Source organism: Noviherbaspirillum suwonense, from assembly GCF_900182955.1.
GTDB lineage: Bacteria > Pseudomonadota > Gammaproteobacteria > Burkholderiales > Burkholderiaceae_D > Noviherbaspirillum_A > Noviherbaspirillum_A suwonense.
In genome coordinates, this window is record NZ_FXUL01000028.1 from 59164 (window position 1) to 80857 (window position 21694).

At 66.5% G+C, this 21694-nt stretch carries 16 protein-coding genes; 6 read left to right on the forward strand and 10 right to left on the reverse strand.

The window, feature by feature from the left end:
* Positions 1-5: 5 nt before the first annotated feature.
* Genes QOL82_RS25265 through QOL82_RS25275 form a run of 3 tightly spaced genes read right to left on the reverse strand, consistent with a single transcriptional unit; the run spans position 6 to position 1632 of the window.
* The gene (locus tag QOL82_RS25265; RefSeq protein ID WP_283445089.1) at positions 6-380 is read right to left on the reverse strand and encodes a DUF4810 domain-containing protein; all 375 of its coding nucleotides are present in this window, start codon (positions 378-380) and stop codon (positions 6-8) included.
* A complete protein-coding gene (locus QOL82_RS25270) occupies positions 377-688 on the reverse strand; it encodes a hypothetical protein (protein ID WP_283445090.1) in 312 nt (103 codons plus the stop codon). The genes QOL82_RS25265 and QOL82_RS25270 overlap by 4 nt, the downstream gene beginning before the upstream one ends.
* A gap of 2 nt (positions 689-690) precedes the next feature.
* The gene (locus QOL82_RS25275; protein WP_283445091.1) at positions 691-1632 is read right to left on the reverse strand and encodes a CsgG/HfaB family protein; all 942 of its coding nucleotides are present in this window, start codon (positions 1630-1632) and stop codon (positions 691-693) included.
* 326 nt (positions 1633-1958) lie between these two features.
* On the opposite strand from QOL82_RS25275, the gene QOL82_RS25280 reads away from it, so the two are divergent.
* From QOL82_RS25280 to QOL82_RS25295, 4 genes are all read left to right on the forward strand, one after another.
* Positions 1959-2462: a DNA-deoxyinosine glycosylase gene (locus QOL82_RS25280; RefSeq protein ID WP_283445092.1), complete on the forward strand. Its 504-nt coding sequence runs from the start codon at positions 1959-1961 to the stop codon at positions 2460-2462.
* Positions 2463-2468: 6 nt separating this feature from the next.
* Complete coding sequence (locus QOL82_RS25285) at positions 2469-3281, forward strand: class I SAM-dependent methyltransferase (RefSeq protein WP_283445093.1); 813 nt, start codon at positions 2469-2471, stop codon at positions 3279-3281.
* A gap of 4 nt (positions 3282-3285) precedes the next feature.
* A complete protein-coding gene (tfpB, locus tag QOL82_RS25290) occupies positions 3286-5079 on the forward strand; it encodes a type IV pilus assembly ATPase TfpB (protein ID WP_283445094.1) in 1794 nt (597 codons plus the stop codon).
* 90 nt (positions 5080-5169) lie between these two features.
* Positions 5170-6627, forward strand: a complete 1458-nt coding sequence (locus QOL82_RS25295; RefSeq protein WP_283445095.1) for a sensor domain-containing diguanylate cyclase — start codon at positions 5170-5172, stop codon at positions 6625-6627.
* Positions 6628-6722: 95 nt separating this feature from the next.
* On the opposite strand, the gene QOL82_RS25300 is transcribed toward QOL82_RS25295, so the two are convergent.
* Entirely contained in the window at positions 6723-7730 is a 1008-nt protein-coding gene (locus QOL82_RS25300; RefSeq protein WP_283445096.1) for a phospholipase A, read from the reverse strand.
* Positions 7731-7940: 210 nt separating this feature from the next.
* On the opposite strand from QOL82_RS25300, the gene QOL82_RS25305 reads away from it, so the two are divergent.
* Positions 7941-8390, forward strand: a complete 450-nt coding sequence (locus QOL82_RS25305) for a hypothetical protein (RefSeq protein ID WP_283445097.1) — start codon at positions 7941-7943, stop codon at positions 8388-8390.
* A 30-nt stretch (positions 8391-8420) separates the two neighbouring features.
* On the opposite strand, the gene QOL82_RS25310 is transcribed toward QOL82_RS25305, so the two are convergent.
* Both QOL82_RS25310 and hpaI read right to left on the reverse strand, forming a co-directional pair.
* On the reverse strand, positions 8421-9458 hold the full coding sequence (locus QOL82_RS25310) for an SDR family oxidoreductase (RefSeq protein WP_283445098.1): 1038 nt from the start codon (positions 9456-9458) through the stop codon (positions 8421-8423).
* A 144-nt stretch (positions 9459-9602) separates the two neighbouring features.
* Positions 9603-10385, reverse strand: coding sequence for a 4-hydroxy-2-oxoheptanedioate aldolase (hpaI, locus tag QOL82_RS25315; RefSeq protein WP_283445099.1), 783 nt, complete (start codon positions 10383-10385; stop codon positions 9603-9605).
* A 48-nt stretch (positions 10386-10433) separates the two neighbouring features.
* On the opposite strand from hpaI, the gene QOL82_RS25320 reads away from it, so the two are divergent.
* Positions 10434-12710 carry an FUSC family membrane protein gene (locus QOL82_RS25320; RefSeq protein ID WP_346772318.1) on the forward strand — a complete coding sequence of 759 codons (2277 nt, stop codon included), beginning with the start codon at positions 10434-10436 and terminating at the stop codon, positions 12708-12710.
* A 113-nt stretch (positions 12711-12823) separates the two neighbouring features.
* On the opposite strand, the gene QOL82_RS25325 is transcribed toward QOL82_RS25320, so the two are convergent.
* The 4 genes from QOL82_RS25325 to QOL82_RS25340 form a co-directional block, all read right to left on the reverse strand.
* On the reverse strand, positions 12824-15646 hold the full coding sequence (locus QOL82_RS25325) for an ATP-binding protein (protein WP_283445100.1): 2823 nt from the start codon (positions 15644-15646) through the stop codon (positions 12824-12826).
* A gap of 1 nt (position 15647) precedes the next feature.
* Positions 15648-16853: an ABC transporter substrate-binding protein gene (locus tag QOL82_RS25330; protein ID WP_283445101.1), complete on the reverse strand. Its 1206-nt coding sequence runs from the start codon at positions 16851-16853 to the stop codon at positions 15648-15650.
* Between the two features lie 115 nt (positions 16854-16968).
* Positions 16969-19368 (reverse strand): hypothetical protein, encoded by a 2400-nt coding sequence (locus QOL82_RS25335; protein WP_283445102.1) that lies wholly within the window; start codon positions 19366-19368, stop codon positions 16969-16971.
* A gap of 261 nt (positions 19369-19629) precedes the next feature.
* Entirely contained in the window at positions 19630-21279 is a 1650-nt protein-coding gene (locus tag QOL82_RS25340; protein ID WP_283445103.1) for a methyl-accepting chemotaxis protein, read from the reverse strand.
* Positions 21280-21694: the final 415 nt, after the last annotated feature.

The window sequence follows — 21694 nt, forward strand, 5'->3', positions numbered from 1 at the left end:
GGCTGCTAATCCTTTGCCGTTGAAGATTTGGTGGACCGGGCTTCAGCCTGCCGGATCATGATGGACATTAACTGCCCTGATTCAGGCCAATCCGTTTTTTCCTTTTCAAACTGGGCGACTGCTTCCCCCGCCTTCCCGCTCTGCATCAGGAAGTAGCCATATTCCGCATGGATGCCGGGGGCTACCTTCCTGCTGGTCTGTTCGGATGACCGGATGATGCTTTCCATTTCCGTCAGATGCGCATCGAGCCGGGTGGGATCCTGGTAATAGCCATATAACGACCCGTCATAATTGCCCCAGTTATATTTAGCCGGCGCCACGCAGGCGCTCAGCAGGGTTATCGGCAGGATCGCGGACAGCAAATAGGCAATACGCATCATTTCGCTCCTGAACTGGTGACGATCGCCCTGGTCTCGCCGTTGCCGACCAGGGTTTTTTCGCTATGTATGGTCTGCCCGTTTCGCTTCAGTTCGACGAGGTGCACGCCTTCTTCGACCAGGAGCACGCCGGGATTGCCGTTGTAATGATCAGCTGGTCCGATAGTGATGCCATCGACCACCAGCGTCACGTCCGGCTCGGCGTTCGGAAAGGCCAGCTTTGGCCGGACAGCGCCCGATCTGACAGACGTTTCGGGCAGCGCGCAGGCCGACAGGCTCGCCAGCAGCGTCAATGCGACAAGTATTTTCATGTTCAATCCTTCGATTCCGCGATATATAGCGTGCTGCCTGCGCCGGCGGCGACTGCGCCGGAAATGAGTTCCGCGACCGAGCCTTCATTGCTCTCGTTGTCGCCGAACAGGCTGGTGATCCGGGCCTTGCCGATCATCGTGGACGGCAAGGCGATGTCGAATCCCGACTGCTGGCTGCGTATCACGTCTCCCTGCTTCATCACGGAAACCAGGTCGCCAGGCTTCAGGCCCTGCCGTAGGCCGCCCGAAATGTAGAACTGCTTGCCCTCCGCCCTGAGGATGTCGGTGCGCCATGGGCGCTCCTCCAGCTTGGACATCAGCGCATTCTGCACATCCGAGATAGCGGCGCCGATCGCCCGGTCGTTCAGAGTGCCGTCGTAATTCGCCTTGCTGCCGAATCCGGCGACTTCTCCGGATTCGGTGCTGGCTTCTCCCGTCCCGGTGGCGGTGAAGAAAACATGGCCGGTGCGTGCATCGGCCAGGCGTATCTCCACTTTTGCACGGGCGGTCTGCACCTTTGTCGCGCTGAGAAAACCTGATTTCCCGGTCGTGCTACGCCCGAATTCGGTGACCGACCCGAGCACGAGCGCATCGACGCCGATCAGGTTAGCCTGCTTGAGCATCGCCTGCTCCTTCTGCAGCTTTGCCAGGTCCTGCCGCTCGAATACCAGAAATTTGTTTGAGCTGACCAATCGGTTCATCAGCATGTCCGATGCTTGTTTGCCCAACGGATCGCTGTCGGCATCGACCTGAAACGTCTTTCCGTAGCGGGTCTCATTCGAGAACCGGCCGATCGCTATCTTTCGTTTAAAGGTCTTTACCGACGGCAGAATTGATTGCTGTTGGGCGGCTGCCTGCTGCGCCCTGCTGACCGGCGCTTCGATGGGCTGCTGCGGCGGAGTGGTGACGGCACAAGCCGCAAGGAACGGCAGCAGCAACAGCACGCTTGAATTTTTCATAGGTCCTGACTTAAAAAATATGACTGGCATGAATGAAGAAAGCGGATTCCGCGACCGCCTGATCGGGCGGTCCGTAAAGTTAATTTGCAGGGGAGACGCTTCCGAGGAATATTTTTAGACTATTAATAAGTTTATTTAGGGAAATTAATCACCTGAATTGGGGAGGTCTCCGTCGCCAGCAAGGATTCAGCGCTGCATGGCTGTCAACTGAAATGTCTGCCATTACTGCCGAACAGCCGTCGAGCCGCCAACCTCCTCAAAAAGGCCATCGTCCGTTTCGTGGGCATCGCGGTGCGCGACTACAATCCCCTATGCCCCCTGCCCCCCCATCCCAGACGGCCGCCCTGTCCGGCCTCGCTCCCGTCCTCGATCCCGCCATCCGTACCCTTATCCTCGGCAGCTTTCCCGGCGCGGCGTCGCTGCAGGCGCAGCGCTATTACGCCCATCCGCGCAACCAGTTCTGGCCGCTGCTGGGCGCGGTGCTGGATGAGCCGCTGGCCGAACTGCCCTATGAAGCCCGGCTGCAGCGGCTGCTGTCCCGCCATATCGGCCTGTGGGATGCGCTGGAAGGCTGCGAGCGGGAAGGCAGCCTGGATGCCGCGATCCGCCGGCCGCAGGCGAATGATCACCTGCTGCTGAAAGACCTGTGCCCGCTGCTGCGCCGGGTTTGCTTCAATGGCAAGGCCGCCGGCCGTTATGCGACGCTGTATGCCGACGCCGGCTACGAGGTGCTCGTATTGCCGTCGAGCTCGCCGGCGAACGCGCAACTGTCTTTTGCGGCGAAGCTTGCGCTGTGGCACGGCATCAACCGATAATCCGGCATGCTTATCAAACGCAAGTCCATTGAAAAGGAAGAGTCGCTGCGCGGCTCCCGTCCCGAAGCCAGCGCCCGCCTGGCACGCAAGCCGAAGTTCGCCCCGGTGACGCTGTCGGAGGAAGCCGGGGTGCGCTACCTGCATTTCGGCACCGAATGGGTGCAGGGCGCGATGCGCCTGCGCAAGCCCGACTGGATCGAACTCGAATACGCGCAGCAGATGATGGCGTGGATGCTGTTCCTGCCCGAACCCGGCCATGTCGTGCAGCTCGGCCTGGGCACCGGGGCGCTGACCAAGTTCAGCTACCGCCAGTTTCCCCGAGCCCGGGTGAGCGCGGTGGAACTCAACCCGTCGGTGGTCGCCATCTGCGAGTCGATGTTCAAGCTGCCGCCCGAGGACGACCGGCTGACCGTGTTTGAAATGGATGCAGGCGAATTCGTCGCCGACCCGGCCCGGCGCGGTGCGATCGACGTGCTGCAGATCGACCTGTACGACGCCACCGCCCGCGGCCCGGTGCTGGACACGCCCGAATTCTACGCGGACTGCGCGGCCTGCCTGGCGCCGGGCGGCATGGTGACCGTGAACCTGTTCGGCGACCATCCGAGCTATGCGAAGAACCTGAAGGCGATGAAGCATGCGTTCGCCGATGTGATCGCGCTGCCCGAGGTACACGACGGCAACGTGGTGGCGCTGGCCTTCCGCGACAAGCCGGTGCTGGACTTCGCGCTGCTGCACGAGCGCGCCGACGCGATCCGCGCCGCCACCAGGCTGCCGGCGCGGACCTGGGTCAACGGCATCCAGACGGCGCGCAAGGCCTGATCCGATGAGCGCCCAGCCGCCGAAGCCGCTAGACCTGCACCAGGTCTTCACCTGGCTGGTGGCCGACCGCATCGTCGCGCAGGCCGATGCGCGGGCGCTGTACAACCAGGCGCTGGGCCTGCAGAAATCCAGCGCGATGGCGATGCACCCGCTGGTCGCGGTGGCGCAGGCCAAGCTGCAGTCGGCCAAGCCGCCGCACCGGCCGCTGACGCTGGACTGGCTGACCGAATGGGTCGCGGGCCGCAGCGGCCTGGCTTTCTACCGCATCGACCCGCTGAAGATCGATTTCACGCGCGTGGCCGACGTGATGTCGGCCGCATATGCGTCGCGCTTCAACATCCTGCCGGTCGAGATGTCGGCAACCGAGCTGACCATCGCCACCGCCGACCCGTTTCGGGTCGACTGGATGCCCGAGATCGCCAAGGTCAGCCGGCGCGAAGTCAGGCTGGTCATGGCCAGTCCGCTCGACATCGCGCAGTACACCGCCCAGTTCTTCGCGCTGGCGAAGTCGATCAAGGGCGCCAGCCGCCAGGGCGGGCAGGACCTGGCGCTGCGCAACAACTTCGAGCAGCTGGTGGAACTGGGCAAGGGCAACCGCCAGCTCGACGCCAATGACCAGCACATCATCAACATCGTCGACTGGCTGTGGCAGTACGCGTTCGAGCAGCGCGCCTCCGACATCCACCTTGAACCGAAGCGCGAGGCCGGGCTGGTGCGCTTCCGCATCGACGGCCTGCTGCACCAGGTCTACCAGGTGCCGCCGACCGTGCTGCTGGCGATGACTTCCCGTATCAAGCTGCTGGGCCGGATGGACGTGGTCGAGAAGCGCCGGCCGCAGGACGGCCGGGTGAAGACCCGCGCCGCCAACGGGCAGGAAATCGAACTGCGACTGTCGACCCTGCCCACCGCGTTCGGCGAAAAGCTGGTGATGCGCATCTTCGACCCGGAAGTGGTGGTCAAGACGCTGGCCGACCTCGGTTTCCCGGCCGCCGACGCGGCCCGCTGGGATGCGCTGACCTCGCGTCCCAACGGCATCCTGCTGGTCACCGGCCCCACCGGCTCAGGCAAGACCAGCACGCTGTACACCACGCTCAAGGCGCTCGCCACCGCGGAGGTGAATGTCTGCACGGTGGAAGACCCGATCGAGATGGTGGAGCCGGCATTCAACCAGATGCAGGTGCAGAACGGCATCGACCTGTCCTTCGCCGACGGCGTGCGGGCGCTGATGCGGCAGGACCCGGACATCATCATGGTCGGCGAGATACGCGACCTGGCAACCGCCGAAATGGCAATACAGGCGGCGCTGACCGGCCATTTGGTGCTGTCCACGCTGCATACCAATGATGCGCCATCGGCGGTGATGCGCCTGCTGGAACTGGGCGTGCCGCATTACCTGCTGGAGGCCACGCTGGCCGGCGTGCTCGCGCAGCGCCTGGTGCGGCTGCTCTGCCCGCACTGCAAGAGCGACGACGGCGTATTGTCGGACGAGGTCTGGGCCAGCCTGACGCCGGGCACGCCGCTGCCGAAGCCGGAACGGGTTTATCGCCCGGTCGGCTGCCCGGAGTGCCGCCAGACCGGCTATCGCGGCCGCTCCGGCCTGTATGAGCTGCTGACCGTCACGCCGGCATTCTCGCGGCTGATCGGCGCGCGCACCGACAACCACCAGTTGATGCGCCAGGGGCTGGCCGACGGCATGACGCCGCTGCGCGTGGCCGGCGCCCATAAGGTAGCGGAAGGACTGACCACGGCCGACGAAGTGCTGAAGGTCACCGCAGCGATGAATGCGCCCGCCGGTTAGTTGTATTTTTCAGACTGATTGTCAGTCTCTAATATTTCCAGATCGCAATATGTTAATATCCATAACAATAACATCGCGAATCAGTCCAACTTGAATCCTCTCATCACGCAGCGCCTGCAGCTTTGCACGACCTTGCCGACCCTCCCGGCAGTCGCGCTTCGGGTGGTCGACCTGGCCAATTCGCCGGATGTGCATATGCGGGAACTGTGCGACACGGTCGCCCGCGACCCGGCGCTGACCGCCAAGCTGCTCAGGGTGTCGAACTCGGCGTTCTACCAGAGCCGGCGCAAGCCTTCCAATGTGCGCGAGGCGGTCGGGCTGATGGGCATGCGGGCCTCGGTGATGATTGCGCTGTCGTTCACGCTGACAAATGCCTTCCGCAGCCAGTCCGGCGCGCGGCTGGACATGACGCTGTTCTGGCGGCGCGCGCTGCTGTCGGCGCTGGCGGCCAGGGCGCTGGGCGCGCGGCGCGGGCTGGAATATATCGACGACCTGTTCACTGCGGCGCTGCTGCAGGATGTCGGCGTGCTGGCGCTCGCGAGCATGATGCCGGACGAATACGCGCCGGTCTATGCGAGCGCACGCGACAACGACGCGCTGCTGGAAGCAGAACGGGCCGCGTTCGACTGCGGCCATGACGAGGCCGGGCACTGGCTGCTGGCGCGCTGGAAACTGCCCGACTACCTGGCGCAGGCCTGCCTGGCCAGCCACGCGCTGCAGGCCGAGCCGGAACCGGGCATGCATGCGTGCATCGCGGCATCCGGGCCGGTGGCCGACCTGGTGCTCTACCCCGGCAACGCCGCCGTCGCCAGCCGCGCAGCCATCGCCGCGGCGCGGCTGGGACTGGACGCCGCCGCCATCTCCGACGCCCTGAAGCAGCTGGCCAATGAAGCGCCGGCGATGGAAGAACTGTTCGACATCACCCTGTTCCGGCCGTCCGACGCGGCCGCGATCATGGCGCAGGCGCAGGAACTGCTGGTGACGCACCAGCTCCACGAGATGCGCGAGATGGAAGCCCGCTCGCAGCGCGACGCCCTGACCGGCGCGCACAACCGGCGGCATTTCGAGGAAGTCGTCCGGCGCGAGTTCGAGCTGTCGAACCGGCACGGCTGGCCGCTGACGGTCGCCCTGCTCGACATCGACCATTTCAAGTCGGTCAACGACACCTACGGCCACCAGGCCGGCGACATGGTGCTCATTTCCATGGTGCGCACCATCATGAAGGAATTGCGTCAGGAAGATCTGTTCGCCCGCTTCGGCGGCGAGGAGTTCGCGCTGGTGCTGCCCGGCACGTCGATTGCCGCGGCCGGCAACCTGCTGCTGCGGCTCAAGCGCGTGGTGTCCGGGCTGATGGTGCGGCACGAGGACCAGCTGGTGACGGTCACCGCCTCCTTCGGGATGGCGTCGCACATGGATGGCGAGCGCCGCTTCGACACGCATGAAGCCTTCATCAAGGCCGCGGACGAGGCGCTGTATGCGGCCAAGCACGCGGGACGCGACCGGGTCGCCGAACATGACGAGAATGGCGGCTTCGTGTTCCGCCAGTAAGCGCAGGAATTGACTTCCGGCGGCCATCTTCGGCAAACAGCCCGATGCGGCGGCAGCCGGCAGGCGTCAGACGGCGAACGCGCGTAAAACTTGCGTCAGAAGTCGATCAGGAAGCCCAGCCCCAGCGCCCTCTGCGCATAGTTGTAGTCGATCAGCGTCTGCCCGTAGCCTGAAAACACCTGCACATAGCCCTTCAGCCCGGCCGCCACCGGGAAAGCCCAGCTTGCCTGCAGCGCGCCATGCCGTGTGCTGAAATTGCGGCGCGCAGTCAGCGACAGTTCATGCCCGTCGTAGCGCCAGACAGCATTGACATCGCCGCGGCCCATGTAGTCGAGGATATCGGGATTATCGTCGTCCGGCCCGCCGTCCAGCCGCCGCCACACCCGTGCGCTGAGCGCCAGCGCGCCGTATTCCATTCCCAGCTGCGCATAGACCCGGTTCCAGCTGCGCGACAGCGTGCCGGACTGCCCGTTGGACTGGTGCACCACGCCGAGGTTGACGAAACGGGCATGCAGCCCGCCCAGCGCCACGTCCATCGGCAGCACCGCCATCAGTTCAGGTTGGTAGTTCGTCTCGCGGAACGGCCGCGATGCCGCCGTGTTGTAGGCCTGCCAGTAGCTCTGCTGGGTGTAGCCGAACCAGAGGTCGCCGCGGGTGCCGGCCGCGCGCTCGACCAGCTTGGTCTTGAAACCGAGCTGGAAAGCGAGTTCGACATGGTCGGGGCCGACCGACGAGCGCGAGGAAAGCGGATTGCCCGGCCTGAACGGCTCGCCGTTGGGCGCGGAATTCAGGCTGGCGAGCAGCAGGTAGTTGTCATTGTGCGGACGGAAGCGGAAGGTGCCGCGCTTGTCGGCGTCGTCCAGCTCCCAGTGCCGCGACAGGAAGCTGCCGGCGCTGGCGCCCGGCGCGGCGCTGCCCGCCGCCGGCTGTGCCGCGTCGGCCACCGCCGCCGGAGAAGCTGCCGGGGAAACTGCGGGCACCGGCTCCGGAGACTGCGCCGCCCTGCCGCTGGCGCGATCGTAGCAGGCCAGCCGCTCGCCATCGTCGGCGAGGCCGGCGCAGGCGGACAGCACGGCAGGAACGGCGGCGTGGCTTGCGCCCATGGAAGCGAGCAGGAGTAAAAAGGCGGTGCGGCGCGGCGAGATCGACATGACTGGGAACGGAAAATGAGCCGGCCTCGGCGGCCGGAAGGCGCAGATTGTAGCCTGCCTTGCCCGAAGATGACCGGCGACAACAGGCAATTGCGGTTTAGCGCACAGACTGGCCCTTGCGAACGCGATAACCTTCGCGCATTGATTGTCCAGGAGACCACGATGCATATGAAATTATCGGCAATGCCGGCAGCCAGGCCGTTCCAGGCGCTTGCGCTGGCCCTTCTGCTTGCGCCGCTGGGCGCAGCGCAGGCCCAGAGCATGGAATACCGGCGCGGCTACGACGACGGCTACCGGGCCGGCATGGACGCGGCCCGCGGCGGCAACATGGGCGGCCCGGGCATGGTGGAGCCAGGCGGCGGCCGCAGGCGCATCATCATCGAGGACGCGGTCTACGGCGACCGCGACGGCGTCTGCGATGCGCGCCCAGCGGTGCAGGCCATGGTGGAACGGCAGCGCGAACCGCTGGTGCGGGCGGACAACCGCCTGTGCGGCGACCCTGCCCCGCGCCGCGCCAAGACGCTGGAGATCACCTACCGCTGCGGCAACGGCCGCATGCTGCGCACGGCGCTGCGGGAAGACACGCAGGCCGTGCTGAGTTGCCGCGGCTAAGCCGCGGCAACCCGTTCCAACGCGCGCCGCTCAGCGCGTGAAGCCCAGCTTGCGCCGGGCGGGCTGGCGGCCCTGCCATAGCGCAAGCAGCGCAATGCCGGCGCCAATGGCGACCGCGGTCGTGCGCGGATGCAGCGTTGCCGCCGTGTATGGCGCGGACTCGAATACCACGCCCTTGTGGCCCTGGCGCTCGCGTCCGCCGGCGCCCGGCGCCGGAGAATAAAGGCTGTTGTCGTCCCGGTCGCCTGCGGGCTGGTCGGTGCGCTGCTGCTTGAACATCAGCCGCTTCATCAGCGAGTCGAGCACCGCCGGCGCATGATGCGCGGTCGACGAGGTCAGCTTGGAGGCGGCGCCGACATAGACGTCGCGGTGCGGATGCTGGGCCGCGGTCAGGATCGCGTTGGCGACCAGGTCGGGCGCATAGATCGGCGGCGGCAGCTTGGGCTCGACGTCCATGTAGTTCTTCGCATGCGGCACGAACATCGTGTCGATCGCCGCCGGCTTGATCAGCGTGACCGACACCGGCGCTTCCTCTTCCATCAGCTCGATGCGCAGCGAATCGGTGAAGCCCTTCACCGCATGCTTGGACGCCGCATACATGCCCTGCAGCGGCACCGCCGAATCCGACAGCTCGCTGCCCAGGTTGATCAGCGCGCCGCCCTTTTTCTTCAGGTGCTCGACGGCTGCCAGCGAACCGTGGACCACGCCCCAGAAATTGGTGTCGAACAACCGGCGCTGGTCTTCCCGCGATACTTCCTCGTTGCGTCCAAAGATCGAGATGCCGGCGTTGTTGACCCAGGTGTCGAAACCGCCGAAATGCTCGATCGCCTTGCGCGCGGCGGCCCTGACCTCTTCCTCCCGGCCGACGTCGGCGACGACGCAGATCACTTCGGCGCCCAGCGCGCGCAAGTCGCCGGCAATGGTTTCCAGCGCGTCGCCGTTGCGGGCCACCAGCACCAGCCGCGCGCCGCGCTCCGCGGCCATCCGCGCGGTCGTGAGGCCGATGCCGCTGGAGGCGCCGGTGATCACGATGACCTGCTCTGCGAGACTCTTGAGTTGCGTTTTCATCTGCTTGTCCTTTTATCCAAGTGGGAACACTGCCCAGTCTGCACTTCACACCGCATGCTGCCAGACCCGCGGCCCCGAAGGTAATCAGCAAAGCCCCCAATCCCGTGTCGGCGCATTCCTACCGCGCGGGCGCTTTCTTCCGGATCAGGACTCCCTGCCCGCGCCGATGTCCGCAAAGTCACCGCGCAGCCGGCGCACTCCGGCGGCCAGCAGGCTCACATCCAGGCCGACCGCGACAAAGGTGCAGCCCAGCGCCAGGTAATGCCGCGCCAGCGCCTGGTCGGTGTTCAGGATGCCGGCCGCCTTGCCGCTGGCGACGATGCGGCGTATCGCGTCGTCGATCGCGGCCAGCACATCCGGATGGCCGGCGTCGCCGCGATGGCCCAGCGACGCGGCGAGATCGGCCGGACCGATGAAGACGCCGTCGACCCCGTCGACCGCGCAGATCGCGTCGAGGTTGTCGAGCGCGGCACGGGTCTCGGCCTGCACCAGCAGGCACACCTGGTCATTCGCATGGTCCAGGTAATCGGCCTCTGCGCCCCAGCGCGACACCCTGGCGACGAAGCTGCCCACGCCGCGCCTGCCCTGCGGAGGATAGCGGGTCGCCGCCACCAGGCGCTGCGCCTGCGCGGCATCGTCGACCATCGGGACAAGCAGCGTCTGCGCGCCGATGTCGAGCAGCTGCTTGACCAGCGCCGTGTCGTCGCTGACCGCGCGCACCACCGCGTGGCCCGGATAGGCGGCCACCGCCTGCAGCTGCGCAAGCATGCTGCGCACGTCGTTCGGCCCATGCTCGCCGTCGACCAGCAGCCAGTCGAAGCCGGCGGTCGCGCAGATCTCGGCGGTGTAGGGATTGGCGAGGGACATCCACAAGCCGATCTGCGGCTGGCGGGCTTGTAGGGCGGACTTGAACTGGTTGCGATGCATGGCACACTCCGTGGCGCTGGTCGGACCTGCATGGTAACGGCAATCGGCATGCGAACGCATCGTGGCAACGTGGCGTCGTTGCATACCTTCGTCCATCACGACCATCGCAATCCGCCGGGCAGCCCGCCGCGCTATCATTCGCGTCACCGACAAGCCAAGGCCGCCAATCACTCCATGCACTACGCGCTGACGCCCCGCACCTTCCTGTACAGCCATTATTTTTCCACCGGGCTGCGCATCGCCACCGGCGTCCTCGGCCTGACCCTGCTGACCCTCTGGGCCACGCGGCTCGACCTGGCGATGGTGGTCTGCATCGGCGCGCTGTGCACCAGCCTGATGGACCTGCCCAGTCCCCTGCGCCACAAGTTCAACGAAATGCTGGCCAGCGTGCTGCTGGGCTCCGCGGTCACGCTGGTCATCAGCCTGTGCGCGCCGGTCCACTGGCTGCTGGGCATCATGGTGGCGCTGGTGAGCTTCTTCGCCAGCATGATGGTGGCATTCGGCCGCAAGGGCCTGCCGCTGCAGTTCGCCGCGCTGTTCGTCATGTCGCTGGCCATGCAGACCGAGCTGCGGCCGCTGCAGGCGCTCGCGCATGCCGGCCTGTTCATGGCTGGCGGGCTGGCCTACCTGGCCTATGCCATCGCGATTGCCTGGATGCTGCGCCGGCGCATCAAGGAACAGGTGCTGGCCGAGGCGCTGTATGAACTGGCGCTGTATGTCAGCACCAAGGCCGGATTCTACGATGTCCATGTGGACCTCAACACGCAGTCGAATGCGCTGATCCGCCGCCAGGTCGTGCTGGCCGAACGGCAGCAGGCGGCGCGCGACCTGATACTGCGCGGCCCGCGCACCGAACGCGACAAGGTGCTGGTGCAGGTGCATTACGCGATGCTGGACCTGTACGAGCTGGTGCTGGCGACCTACACCGACTATGCGCTGCTGCGCCGCCAGTTCGCCGATGCCGACGTGCTGACCTGGATGCGCGACCTGATCGCCAAGGCCGCCACCGACATCGAGTCGCTCGCGTTCGCGATCACCAGCCACCGCCCGTCGGTGCAGCGGGTCAGCTACGCGGCGGAGCTGAAGGCGCTGTCGGCTGCGCTGGAGGAAATGGAGACGATGGAGCGGCAGCCTGTCGGCGAGGAGGCGCTGGCCATGCTTCGTTCCTCGTTCAGCCGCATCAGCGGCATGGTCGGCATGATCGCCCAGCTGCACCGCGCCACGCAGCCGGATGCCGAAGGCCTGGAACTGGCGCCGGCCAACGACATGACGCCTTTCCTGACGCAGCAGAAATACGAGTTCGGCGTGCTGCGCCAGAACATGCGGATGGATTCGCCGATCTTCCGATTCTCGCTGCGTGTGCTGCTGGCCGTGGGCCTCGGACTGCTGGTGGCCGAACACCTTCCCTATGCGTCGCATGGCTACTGGATCGTGCTGACCATTGCCGTGATCCTGAAGCCGACCTTCAGCATGACCCGCCAGCGCCGGCGCGACCGCGTCGTCGGCACGCTGGTCGGCTGCGGGCTGACCGCGCTCATCCTGCATGTCACCCGCGAACCGGCGGTGCTGCTGGGCCTGCTGTTCATCGCCACCGCCGCCGGACCGGCGTTCGTCCAGATCAAGTACCGCTATACCGCGGTTGCCGCCAGCATGCAGATCCTGCTGCAGATGAGCCTGCTGCTGCCCGACAGCAGCCATGTCGTCAGCGAGCGCCTGCTCGACACCCTGATCGGCGCGGCCATTGCCACGCTGTTCAGCTTCGTGCTTCCTAGCTGGGAATACCGCACGCTGCCGGGCCTGCTGCGCAACGTGCTGCAGGCCGGCGTCGACTACATCGCCGCGGCGCGCGAGCTGCTGCAGGCGCGGGTCGAGAACGACTTCGTCTACCGCCTGCGGCGCAAGCAGTTCACCGACCACCTGGCCGCGCTGTCGGCAGCGCTGATGCGGATGCAGGACGAGCCGGCCAGCAAGCGGCGCGCGGTCGAGGAGATCAACCAGTTCATCCTGCAGAACTACCTGGTGGCGTCGCAGGTCGCCGCGATCCGGCTGCTGCTGCGCAACCACGCGGACGCGCTGCCGCGCGAGACGGTCAATGCGTGGCTGGACGAAGCCTGCGACCGGGCAAGCCTGACGCTGCAGCAGGCATTCGCCGCGCTCGATTCCGGCGTCGCGCCTGCGCCCGTCCCCGCCGAAACGGTGGAAGCGCATGGCGCCTGGTCGGGCTGGGCGCCGCTGAAACGCCGCACCAGGATGCTGCTGACGGATGCGCGCAAGGTTGGGCTGCAGGCGGCAGCCGTCGCGCGGGCGCTGCGGCAAGCGCCATGACGGGCAGCGCTGCCCGGAGGCGCGCGCAGTAGGTCAGGAGCGGCTGCCCGTGCCGGCTTGACGGCGCAGGCCAGGTGCCGAGCCTGCCGCACCCGTCGCACCCGTCGCACCCGTCAGTCGGCGTCGCCCTGCCCGCCCAGCAGCTTCAGCAGCGCATCGGACTCGATCGGCTTGACCAGGTGGTGGTCGAAGCCGGCCGCGCGGGAGCGTTCGCGGTCTTCCTTCTGGCCATAGCCGGTGACGGCCACGATCAGCGCGCCGGCGGTTTCCGGCCGCGCGCGCAGCCGCCGCGCGACTTCGTAGCCGTCGATGCCAGGCAGGCCGATGTCCAGCACCACCGCATCCGGCACGAAGGATTGCGCGATGGCGAGCGCGGCCATGCCTTCGTAGGCAATCTCGACGTCGTTCCCGCCAAGCTTCAGCATCATCGCCAGCGCGTCGACCGCGTCGCGGTTGTCGTCCACCACCAGGATCCGGCGCGCCGGCGGCGCGGCAATGGTCGCCGGCACGCCGGCGTCGGCCGTCCGCGCGATACCCGGCGCCGGCAGCCGCACCACGAATTCGCTGCCCATGCGTTCGCCGGCGCTGTGCGCCTCGACCGTGCCGCCATGCAGCTCGGTCAGCTGCTTGACCACCGACAGGCCGATGCCCAGCCCGCCCAGCGACCGGTCCAGCGAACGCTCGGCCTGCAGGAACAGGTTGAACACATGCGGCAGGATCTGGGGCGACATGCCGACGCCGTTGTCGGCCACGCGTATCACCAGCCAGGCGCCGTCGCGCTCCAGGCTCACGCGGATGATGCCGCCGGCCTCGGTGTACTTGGCCGCATTGTTGACCAGGTTGCCGATCACCTGCGTCAGGCGGGTCGAATCGCCGCGCAGCATCTGCTGCTGCGACAGCCCGTGCGTTTCCAGCCTGTGGCCGCGCGCCTCCAGCAGCGGCCGGTTCATTTCGATCGCGCGCAGCACCATGGCGGCGGCGTCGACCTGCTCGTCGCGCAGCGCGATCTTGCCGGTGGAAATGCGGGACACGTCCATCAGGTCGTCGACCAGGCGCGACAGGTGGCGGGTCTGGCGGTCGATGACTTCGCGCGCTTTCCTGACCTGCGGCGGCGCATCCGGCGACACCAGCTCCATGATCTTCACCGCGCTGGAGATCGGCGCCAGCGGATTGCGCAGTTCATGCGCCAGCATTGCCAGGAATTCGTCCTTGCGCTGGTCCGCCAGCAGCAGCGCCACTTCGGCGCGCTTGCGTTCGCTGACATCGAGCACGATGCCGCTGCTGCTTCCCGGCGCGTCGGCACGGCTGTCGGCCTTGCCGCGCACTTCGATCCATCGCGCCTCGGCGCCGCCCGCCGGCGGCAGCTCGACCTCGCAGCGATAGGATGCATGCCGGACCAGCGCGTCCTCCGCCATCTCGCGCAGCCTGGCGCGGTCGGCCTCGGGCAGGAAACACCAGTCGCCGCCGTCGCTGCGCCAGGCTGCGCCGAAGAGGACCGTGGCATTGTCCGAAAAACGGGTCTCGCCGCTATGCAGGTCCCAGGTCCATGCGGCCATGTTTGCGGCCTGCAGGCCCTCGCGCAGCCGCTCCTCGCTTTCACGCACCGCACGCTCCGCCTGTTCCAGCGGCGTCAGGTCGGTATTCGTGCCGAACCACTGCACCACGCTGCCGCCGGCATCGCGCAGCGGCGCCAGCTGGGTCAGGAAGCGGCGCGCCTGGCGGTCGGCGCCGCGCATCGAGATGGTCAGGGAAAAAGCTTCGCCGCTGGCGATGCCTGCGCGCCACTGGCTGATGACGCCGGGCGTGTCCGCTTCGTCCAGCGACTGCCGCCAGCCGTCGCCCGCAGCCTGGCCCGGCGCAATGCCGGTGTAGGCGTACCAGCGGTCGTTGTACCATTCCACCTCGCCGGCGGCGCTGGCGATCCAGGCCATCTGCGGAATCGTGTTGGCAAGCTGGTGGAAGCGCTCGCTTTCGTTCTGGAGCTGCGCATGCTGCCGATGCAGCCGGTCCACCATGTGATTGATCGAATGGGCAAGGCTCGCCACTTCGCGGCTGCCGCGCACTTCCGCACGGCGTCCGCCGAAGCCGTCGCGCACGACGCTGCTGGAGAAACCCTCCAGCCGGCGGAGGTCGTGCGTCAGCGCCAGCGCCAGGCGCGCGCCCAGCAGCAGCACCGCGGTGGCCAGGGCCAGCACCACCGCCAGGATCAGCGCGTAATGCGGCAGCAGCGCGCTGTAGTCGACCGGGCTGGCGCCAGTGCGCACCAGGGTCAGCCCCAGGTCGCTATAAACCGGCGGCACGCTGACCGCGCGCTGGCTTTCGGACGATCCGGCCTTGCGCCCGCCTGCGACCAGCCGGATCGCACGATCCTTTTCGATGTCGTCCAGCCGCACCTTGTAGATCAGCGCGCCTTCCGGCGTCTGCGTGCGGGTGTAGCGCAGCAGCCGGACGGCCAGCAGCTCCGGCCCATCCGGCGCATCCATCACCGTCGCCGTGTCGACAGCCTTCTCGAGTTGCCGCCGCAGCCATGCCAGCTGCGCCGGTGAAAACTGCGCGCCGCTGCTTTCGCTGATCGCATTGCCCTCGAAGTCGGTCAGCATCAGCTGCACCGGCACGCCGTTGACCTGGCGCGCGCCGTTCAGATAGGGCCGCAGATAGGTCTCGCGGCCGGCGCTGTCGACCAGCGCATTGGCGAGGATCGCGCTGTCGGCGACCTCGCCCAGCCGCGTCGCCAGCGCCTGGAGCGAACCGTGGACGCTGGCTTCGTGGAAGTCCATTTCCTTCGTCTGCAGCGCCCGCAAGCCGGATGCATGCTGCTGCGCCACCAGCGCCCAGGATGCGAACAGCGTCAGCAGCAGCGCGGCGGCCGCCAGCGCCGCCGCCGAGAATGCGAAGCGGCGCGCAAGGCTGCCGGCGGCGAGGCGGTCGAACAGCATGCTACCGGCCAGCCGGGACGAGCACGCCGTCCGGGCGGAAACGGGCCATCAGCAGCTGCTCCGGGCCGAGCGCCTCGTGCCGGCTGCGCGTGAAGGGCGGGTTGTAGCGACGCACCAGGCCGCGGTAGCTTCCCAGCCTCTCCAGTGCGTCCCGCACCGCCGGCCGCTCGGCGCTGCCGGCCTTCTCGATGGCCCGCGCCAGCAGGTGCACGCCGTCATATGCGTGGGCGACGCCGACCGGCGCCTGGATATCCTCGATGCGGCGCACCGGCGACAGCGTCGCCACGGTCTTCATGAAGGCAGCCAGCGGTTTCGGATCGGCCTTGAAGAAGCTGAACGTCTGGATCACCGAAAAGTCCACCTGCTGCAGCGCCGGCCCGGCCTGGCCCACGAAATTGCCGCCCGTGACGCCCCAATGGCTGATCACGGGCAGCCTCTGTGCCGGCGGCAGCGCGGCGATCTCCTTGACCAGGATCGCGGCCTCGTCGTCATTGGCCACCAGCACGACAGCCTGGGCGCCGGCTGCCAGCAGGCGCTGGTAGCCCGGCATCAGCGTGCTGTCGCGCCAGTTGTACCAGGCAGTCTGGACGATGCTTGCACGGCCCTTGCCGCTGCCGGCATAGCGGTCGGCTGCCGCCTGGTTGCTGCGGCCCCACGAGGTGCTGGTCAGCAGCAGGCCGACGCGATGCAGGCCGCGCTGCTCCGCGCTCCTCAGCATGTGCGGCATGGCCAGGCTGTCGCGCAGCGACACGCGGAACATGTAGTTCGGCTCGCTGCCATTGTCGACGATCGCGTCGGCCGACGACCAGACCGCGATGAACGGCAGCTTCGCCGCCGCCAGCGTGGGCAGCTGCTCGATCAGCACCGGGCTGAATCGCCCGCCGAACACGGCGACCAGGTTGGGCATGGCCGCCAGTTCCTTGATATTGCGGATGCCGCGCGCCGGAATCGAGCGGTGGTCCCTGGTGACCAGTTCCAGCATGCGGCCGCCGAGCACCCCACCGCCGGCATTGATCTCGGCGATGGCCGTGCGCATGCCCAGTTCGACCGCCTGCGCCGAGATGCTGTTGTCGAGCCCGAATTCCGCGTCCAGGCCCACCAGCACCGGCTGCTTGCCTGCGCCATGCGCCGCAGTCACGGTGAGGAACAGGAAGAGGAAAAGGCAGCGCAGCCTGCGGCGATGCTTCTGGAACGGAAAAAGCGCCATGTAGAAATCCGGGAAATGGGAGCGCATTTTATCGCAATACACATCGGCCACGGTTCACCGGAAGTCCAGTGCTTGCGTGTAACGGCGCAGGTGACCTGCAGGCGGCAGCCGGCGCTTACACCCTATCGGCTTCCAGGAAGGAGTTGTTTCGAAAGGCGGCTTCCATCCTGCCGATCTCCTTCATGACCGCAAATCGCTGAACGGCGTCGGCGATCCCTGCGCACCGGGCCTTCAGCCGCAGGAAGTCTGCGTATCCGGCGTCGGCATGCCTGCTCTCCGGGTTGATGGACCGCAGTTCGATCAGGACCAGCCATGCATCCCTGATATCGGCGTCCAGCAGCGCAGCCTCCCCGCGGAACAGTTCAAGTATGTTTGCTCCTTGCGGAAGCCGCAGGTCCTGGCTGCAGGCCAGCGCGTAAAGCACGCGGCCCCGCTCCTGCATCGGCAGCGTCGCCAGGGCAGCAAGCAGGAAATGGAATACCCTGCCTCTGCCCCATGTCGATCTTCGTTCCCCGGGCAATAGACCGACCTGGCACAACTGGTATAGCGCCTCGGCCTTGACCGGATCGGGGAGCGATCCGACCAAGCCGAATGCGCGGTCGACCGACGCGGACACCGACGACGCGACCTGCGGATGCGCCATCGGCATCGCCGACACATGCGACAGCACGCCGACGGCGATCCTCCTGCGCGAAACCGGCGCGAACCCATCCGCGATGTCGAGCAGCCAGCCATGCGACCGGTGCAGCAAATCTTCATCGAAATTCACTTTGGCATAGTTGAGGAAATGCGCCAGCGCGCCCTCGTCCAGCCCCTGTAGGCATTGGAGGATGCGCTTGAGAATCCGGTCGGCGCCGTCAACGGCCTTATCGGCCAGGTACAGTTGTTGCAGGGTGGCGTCGATATAGGCCCGCGGCAGATAAGCCAGGTGCGCAGTATTCAGGCGAAGAGACCATCCGCCGGACTTCACCATCTGAAGTTCCCCGGCGTCCGGGTTCAACGCGATCAGCAGGTCGAACAGGACCAGGGAGCGCATATCCGGGTGAACGGCAGGCAGATGCGCAAGGATTGCGTCGGCGACCTCGGGCTTCAGCGAGCCGTGCGCATGTTTCAGGTAGATCGACAAGGCGATGATGAATCTTTCGGCCTCCGGCAAACGCTCGACCTGCCGCACCAGGAACCTGACGATCTCCGGCGCATTGCGGCATTCTGTCAGCAGGGTTTTCAGCATGCGGTACAGGCAGGCAAATGCGCCGTCCCGGCCCACGGTCTCATCCCACAGCGCCTTGAATGCGGCCGCGCTCGTCGGGTCGTCCAGGCACTGGGGGGCCAGCGCAAGGAGCCTGACCTGCGTCATGCCGCGCCGGTCCGCCGGGATCCGCATGCCGACAGCCATTACCGCCTTGTAGAACGTCCTGAACCTGGCCTGCTGCTCGGGGGCCGCAGCCAGGCTGAGCGAGCGTGACGCCTCCGAGACCAGCAGCGCGCCGAGGCCGTCGAAGAGGCAGGCCAACTCATGGGTCGACATTATTTCGCATTCAGGCAGCCATGCCAGCACCCGTTCCATCAATTCGTATGTGAAGCCGGCTTCGAAAGGCCGGGTGAGCGCTTCGTATATGTAGCCGCCGAGTTCCCTCGATACGGCATCGCGATGCGCTTCGGGCAAAGCAAGCATCTGGTGAAACAGCTGGTCGGCGAACTGAAGCTGTACCGGCGACGGGTAGGCACCGAGCCGGAATGCGAGACAGCGCAGCATGCCGGCCTTCCAGAACGGAGGCCAGTCGGCAATGCGCGACAGCACGCCTGCGACAAATACCGATGCGGATGCGTCCTGGCCGCCCCCGGTGAATTCCCTGCTCATCAGCTCGGCCAGCAATGCCAGCGCGTCCTTATACGCTTGCGGCAAGCCGTCGCCCGGCTCCAGCATCGCTGCCTCGCGCAGAGGCCCGTCCAGGATGCGGCGCCGCAGACTCGCGAAATCAGGGTGTTTGCGATGGCCTGCCATCAGGTAGATGATCAGCGCCAGCTTCGATTGCGGGTCCAGCCTGAGCGAGTCGCCGGCGCTGGAGATCGCCGACAGGCAGCCCTTGCCGAGCTTGTATATGTCCGGGCGGTCAGTCACGCAATCCGTAAGCCGCGTCAGGAAGTAAAGGCGATCGTCGACCGGCAAGCGGTCTCCGGCGCTGTGCATCGCTAGCAGCATCGCCGAAAACAATGCATGGAATGCCACCGGCGACGACTCGCCCTGAAGGCGCGCGACCTGCGTCTCGAAGTAAAGCCGCACCCGCGCATCGTCGGTCTCGCGATGGAAATAGGGATGCGCCTGCGCCAGGAAGCAGACGTCCCGCCGGTCCCCGGACACCGCCACGAGCCGGACGATCCGGCCCATTGCGTCGGCATCGAAATGGCGGCTGCCATCGTCCTGTGGAACGCCGATGGGCGGCCGAGCGCACGTGGCGAGGCTGCCTGTGACGACGCTGGAAGGCGGCAGCGGCAAGTTGAGGCTCGGATACATGGAGATTGCTCCCTGGTTTGAAGGAGCAACTCAGTACCTCGCGCTGAAGTGCGGTTCAGAACGGGGCCTGCAGCATTTACGTCGAATGGTCGCCGATGCATCCGCGGCATCGAACGTACCGCGATCCGGAGCATGCCGTCCGGGAGCCGGTTCTTCGCGTGGCGTCGCCTGCCCAATGTCCCGGGCGTCAGGACCGGGCGCTGGACTCCGGCCGCTTCGGGCCGCGGCATGCGGTTGCCGAAGCCGATGCCCGGGGTCCTGTCAGAAAGTCTGCCAGTCGTCGCCGGAAACCGGTGCAGGCAACCTTTCGTTCGCTGCAATCGCAGGCATGGCAGCCGTCGCGGTTGGCGCAGGCGCGGCAGGCGCGCCTGCCTCGAGCCGGAATACCTGCACGGCGGCCAGCAGCTGCTGCGCTTGGGCCTGCAGCGCGCCGGCCGCGGCGGCCGCCTCCTCGACCAGCGCCGCATTCTGCTGCGTGGCCTGGTCCATTTGCACGATGGCCTGGTTGACCTGCCCGATGCCGTCGCTCTGTTCGGCGCTGGCCGAGCTGATCTGGCCCATCATCTCGGTCACATGGCGCACGCTGGCGACGACTTCCTTCATGGTCTCGCCGGCCTGCTGCGCCAGCCGGGTGCCGCCATCGACCTGGCTGACCGAGTCGGTAATCAGGGATTTGATCTCACGCGCCGCGGAAGCGCTCTTCTGCGCGAGGCTGCGCACCTCGGTCGCGACCACGGCGAAGCCGCGGCCGTGCTCGCCCGCGCGCGCCGCTTCCACCGCCGCATTCAGCGCCAGGATGTTGGTCTGGAATGCAATGCCGTCGATGACGCCGATGATGTCTGCGATGCGGTGCGACGCGGCATTGATGGCGCCCATGGTCTGCACCACTTCCGACACCACCTGCCCGCCCCTGACCGCCACGCCGGACGCCGCCAGCGCCAGTTCGTTGGCGGCGCGCGCATTGTCCTCGTTCTGCCGCACCGTCGAATTGAGCTGCTCCATCGACGACGCGGTTTCCTCCAGCGAACTGGCCTGCTGCTCGGTGCGCGAGGACAGGTCCATATTGCCCGACGCGATCTGGCCCGAAGCGGTGACGATGGTGTCGGTACCGACGCGCACGCGCGAGACGATGTCCTTCAGGCTGTCGTTCATCTTCTTCAACGCCTGCATCAGCTTGCCGGTCTCATCGTTCCCGTTCACCGCGATATGCTGGGTCAGGTCGCCCGCCGCCACCGCGCTGGCAATGCGCACCGCTTCATCGAGCGGCCCGGTAATGGCGCGCACCAGCCTGTAGCCGATGACGAGCGCCAGCAGCAGCCCCAGCGCCACCGCCGCCGAACAGGTATTGCGCACCCACTGATAGACCGTCTGGCTGCGCTCGAAATCGGCGCGGGCGATCCCGGACTGCAGCTTGATCAGTTTATCGATCGCGTTCTGCATCGGGACGGACAGCGTGGTGACCGGGCCATGCAGCAGTTCGATCGCATGGCCGGTATCGTCGCCGCGCACCGCCTGCGTCGCCGGCACCAGTCCTTCGTCCAGGTACATCTTGCGCGCCGCGGTGAACTGCTCGGCAAGCTTTTGCTCGTCAGCCGTCTTCCTGCCAGCCGCATACGTCTTCCACAGCGCATCCGCTTCCTTGCGGTTCGCTTCGAGTTCCGTCATCAGGCCGCCGATTTTGGTCGACTCGGCCGTCATCGCGCGCGCCAGCAGGATCTCGTTACGACTGATCAGGCGCGCCACGGCGTCGATCTGGCTGGTGGCGACCAGGCGATCCTGGTACAGCGACTCGATGTCGTCATTGGCGAACTTCAGGCTGACAATGCCGATGACGCCGCCGGCGACGAGTTGCAGGGACAGAAAACCGATCACGAAGATCAGGCGGGTCTTGATGGTGAGATTCTTGAGCATTGCGGTAGGTGGGATGGGGACAGGATGCCGACGTTATCGGACGGAAACGGTGAAACTTGAGGGGGGTGGTGGGCGTGTCGGCACGCGGGGCCGGTTATTGATGTTGGTATGGCAATGGCATGTGGCGTCAATGACGTCTGCGCAGCGACCGTTGCGGTTGCAGTTAGCGCCGCGCAGCGACCGTTGCGGTTGCGGTTGCAGTTGCAGTTGCAGTTGCAGTTGCCTGTGAAGTGGCCGTTGCCGTTGCAGTGAATCCCCGTTAGATGGCGACGCGTCGCCAGCACCTGAAACGGATAAAGAAGCGTCCGCTGTCTGAGCGTAGCGAGTTTCGGACGCTTCCCGTTTCAGGTGCTGGCGGCGCGTGCAGTCCGCGCAGCGGACCGCCATCGTAGGGGTCGCCTTTTTTGCCCCACTT

Coding starts and splice junctions, on each gene's coding strand:
- tfpB (WP_283445094.1), top strand. CDS start 3,286: ATGAGCGCCCAGCCGCCGAAGCCGCTAGACCTGCACCAGGTCTTCACC.
- QOL82_RS25340 (WP_283445103.1), bottom strand. CDS start 21,279: ATGCTCAAGAATCTCACCATCAAGACCCGCCTGATCTTCGTGATCGGT.
- QOL82_RS25325 (WP_283445100.1), bottom strand. CDS start 15,646: ATGCTGTTCGACCGCCTCGCCGCCGGCAGCCTTGCGCGCCGCTTCGCA.
- QOL82_RS25265 (WP_283445089.1), bottom strand. CDS start 380: ATGATGCGTATTGCCTATTTGCTGTCCGCGATCCTGCCGATAACCCTG.
- QOL82_RS25310 (WP_283445098.1), bottom strand. CDS start 9,458: ATGAAAACGCAACTCAAGAGTCTCGCAGAGCAGGTCATCGTGATCACC.
- QOL82_RS25305 (WP_283445097.1), top strand. CDS start 7,941: ATGCATATGAAATTATCGGCAATGCCGGCAGCCAGGCCGTTCCAGGCG.
- QOL82_RS25300 (WP_283445096.1), bottom strand. CDS start 7,730: ATGGGCGCAAGCCACGCCGCCGTTCCTGCCGTGCTGTCCGCCTGCGCC.
- QOL82_RS25285 (WP_283445093.1), top strand. CDS start 2,469: ATGCTTATCAAACGCAAGTCCATTGAAAAGGAAGAGTCGCTGCGCGGC.
- QOL82_RS25320 (WP_346772318.1), top strand. CDS start 10,434: ATGCGAACGCATCGTGGCAACGTGGCGTCGTTGCATACCTTCGTCCAT.
- QOL82_RS25280 (WP_283445092.1), top strand. CDS start 1,959: ATGCCCCCTGCCCCCCCATCCCAGACGGCCGCCCTGTCCGGCCTCGCT.
- QOL82_RS25330 (WP_283445101.1), bottom strand. CDS start 16,853: ATGGCGCTTTTTCCGTTCCAGAAGCATCGCCGCAGGCTGCGCTGCCTT.
- hpaI (WP_283445099.1), bottom strand. CDS start 10,385: ATGCATCGCAACCAGTTCAAGTCCGCCCTACAAGCCCGCCAGCCGCAG.
- QOL82_RS25335 (WP_283445102.1), bottom strand. CDS start 19,368: ATGTATCCGAGCCTCAACTTGCCGCTGCCGCCTTCCAGCGTCGTCACA.
- QOL82_RS25270 (WP_283445090.1), bottom strand. CDS start 688: ATGAAAATACTTGTCGCATTGACGCTGCTGGCGAGCCTGTCGGCCTGC.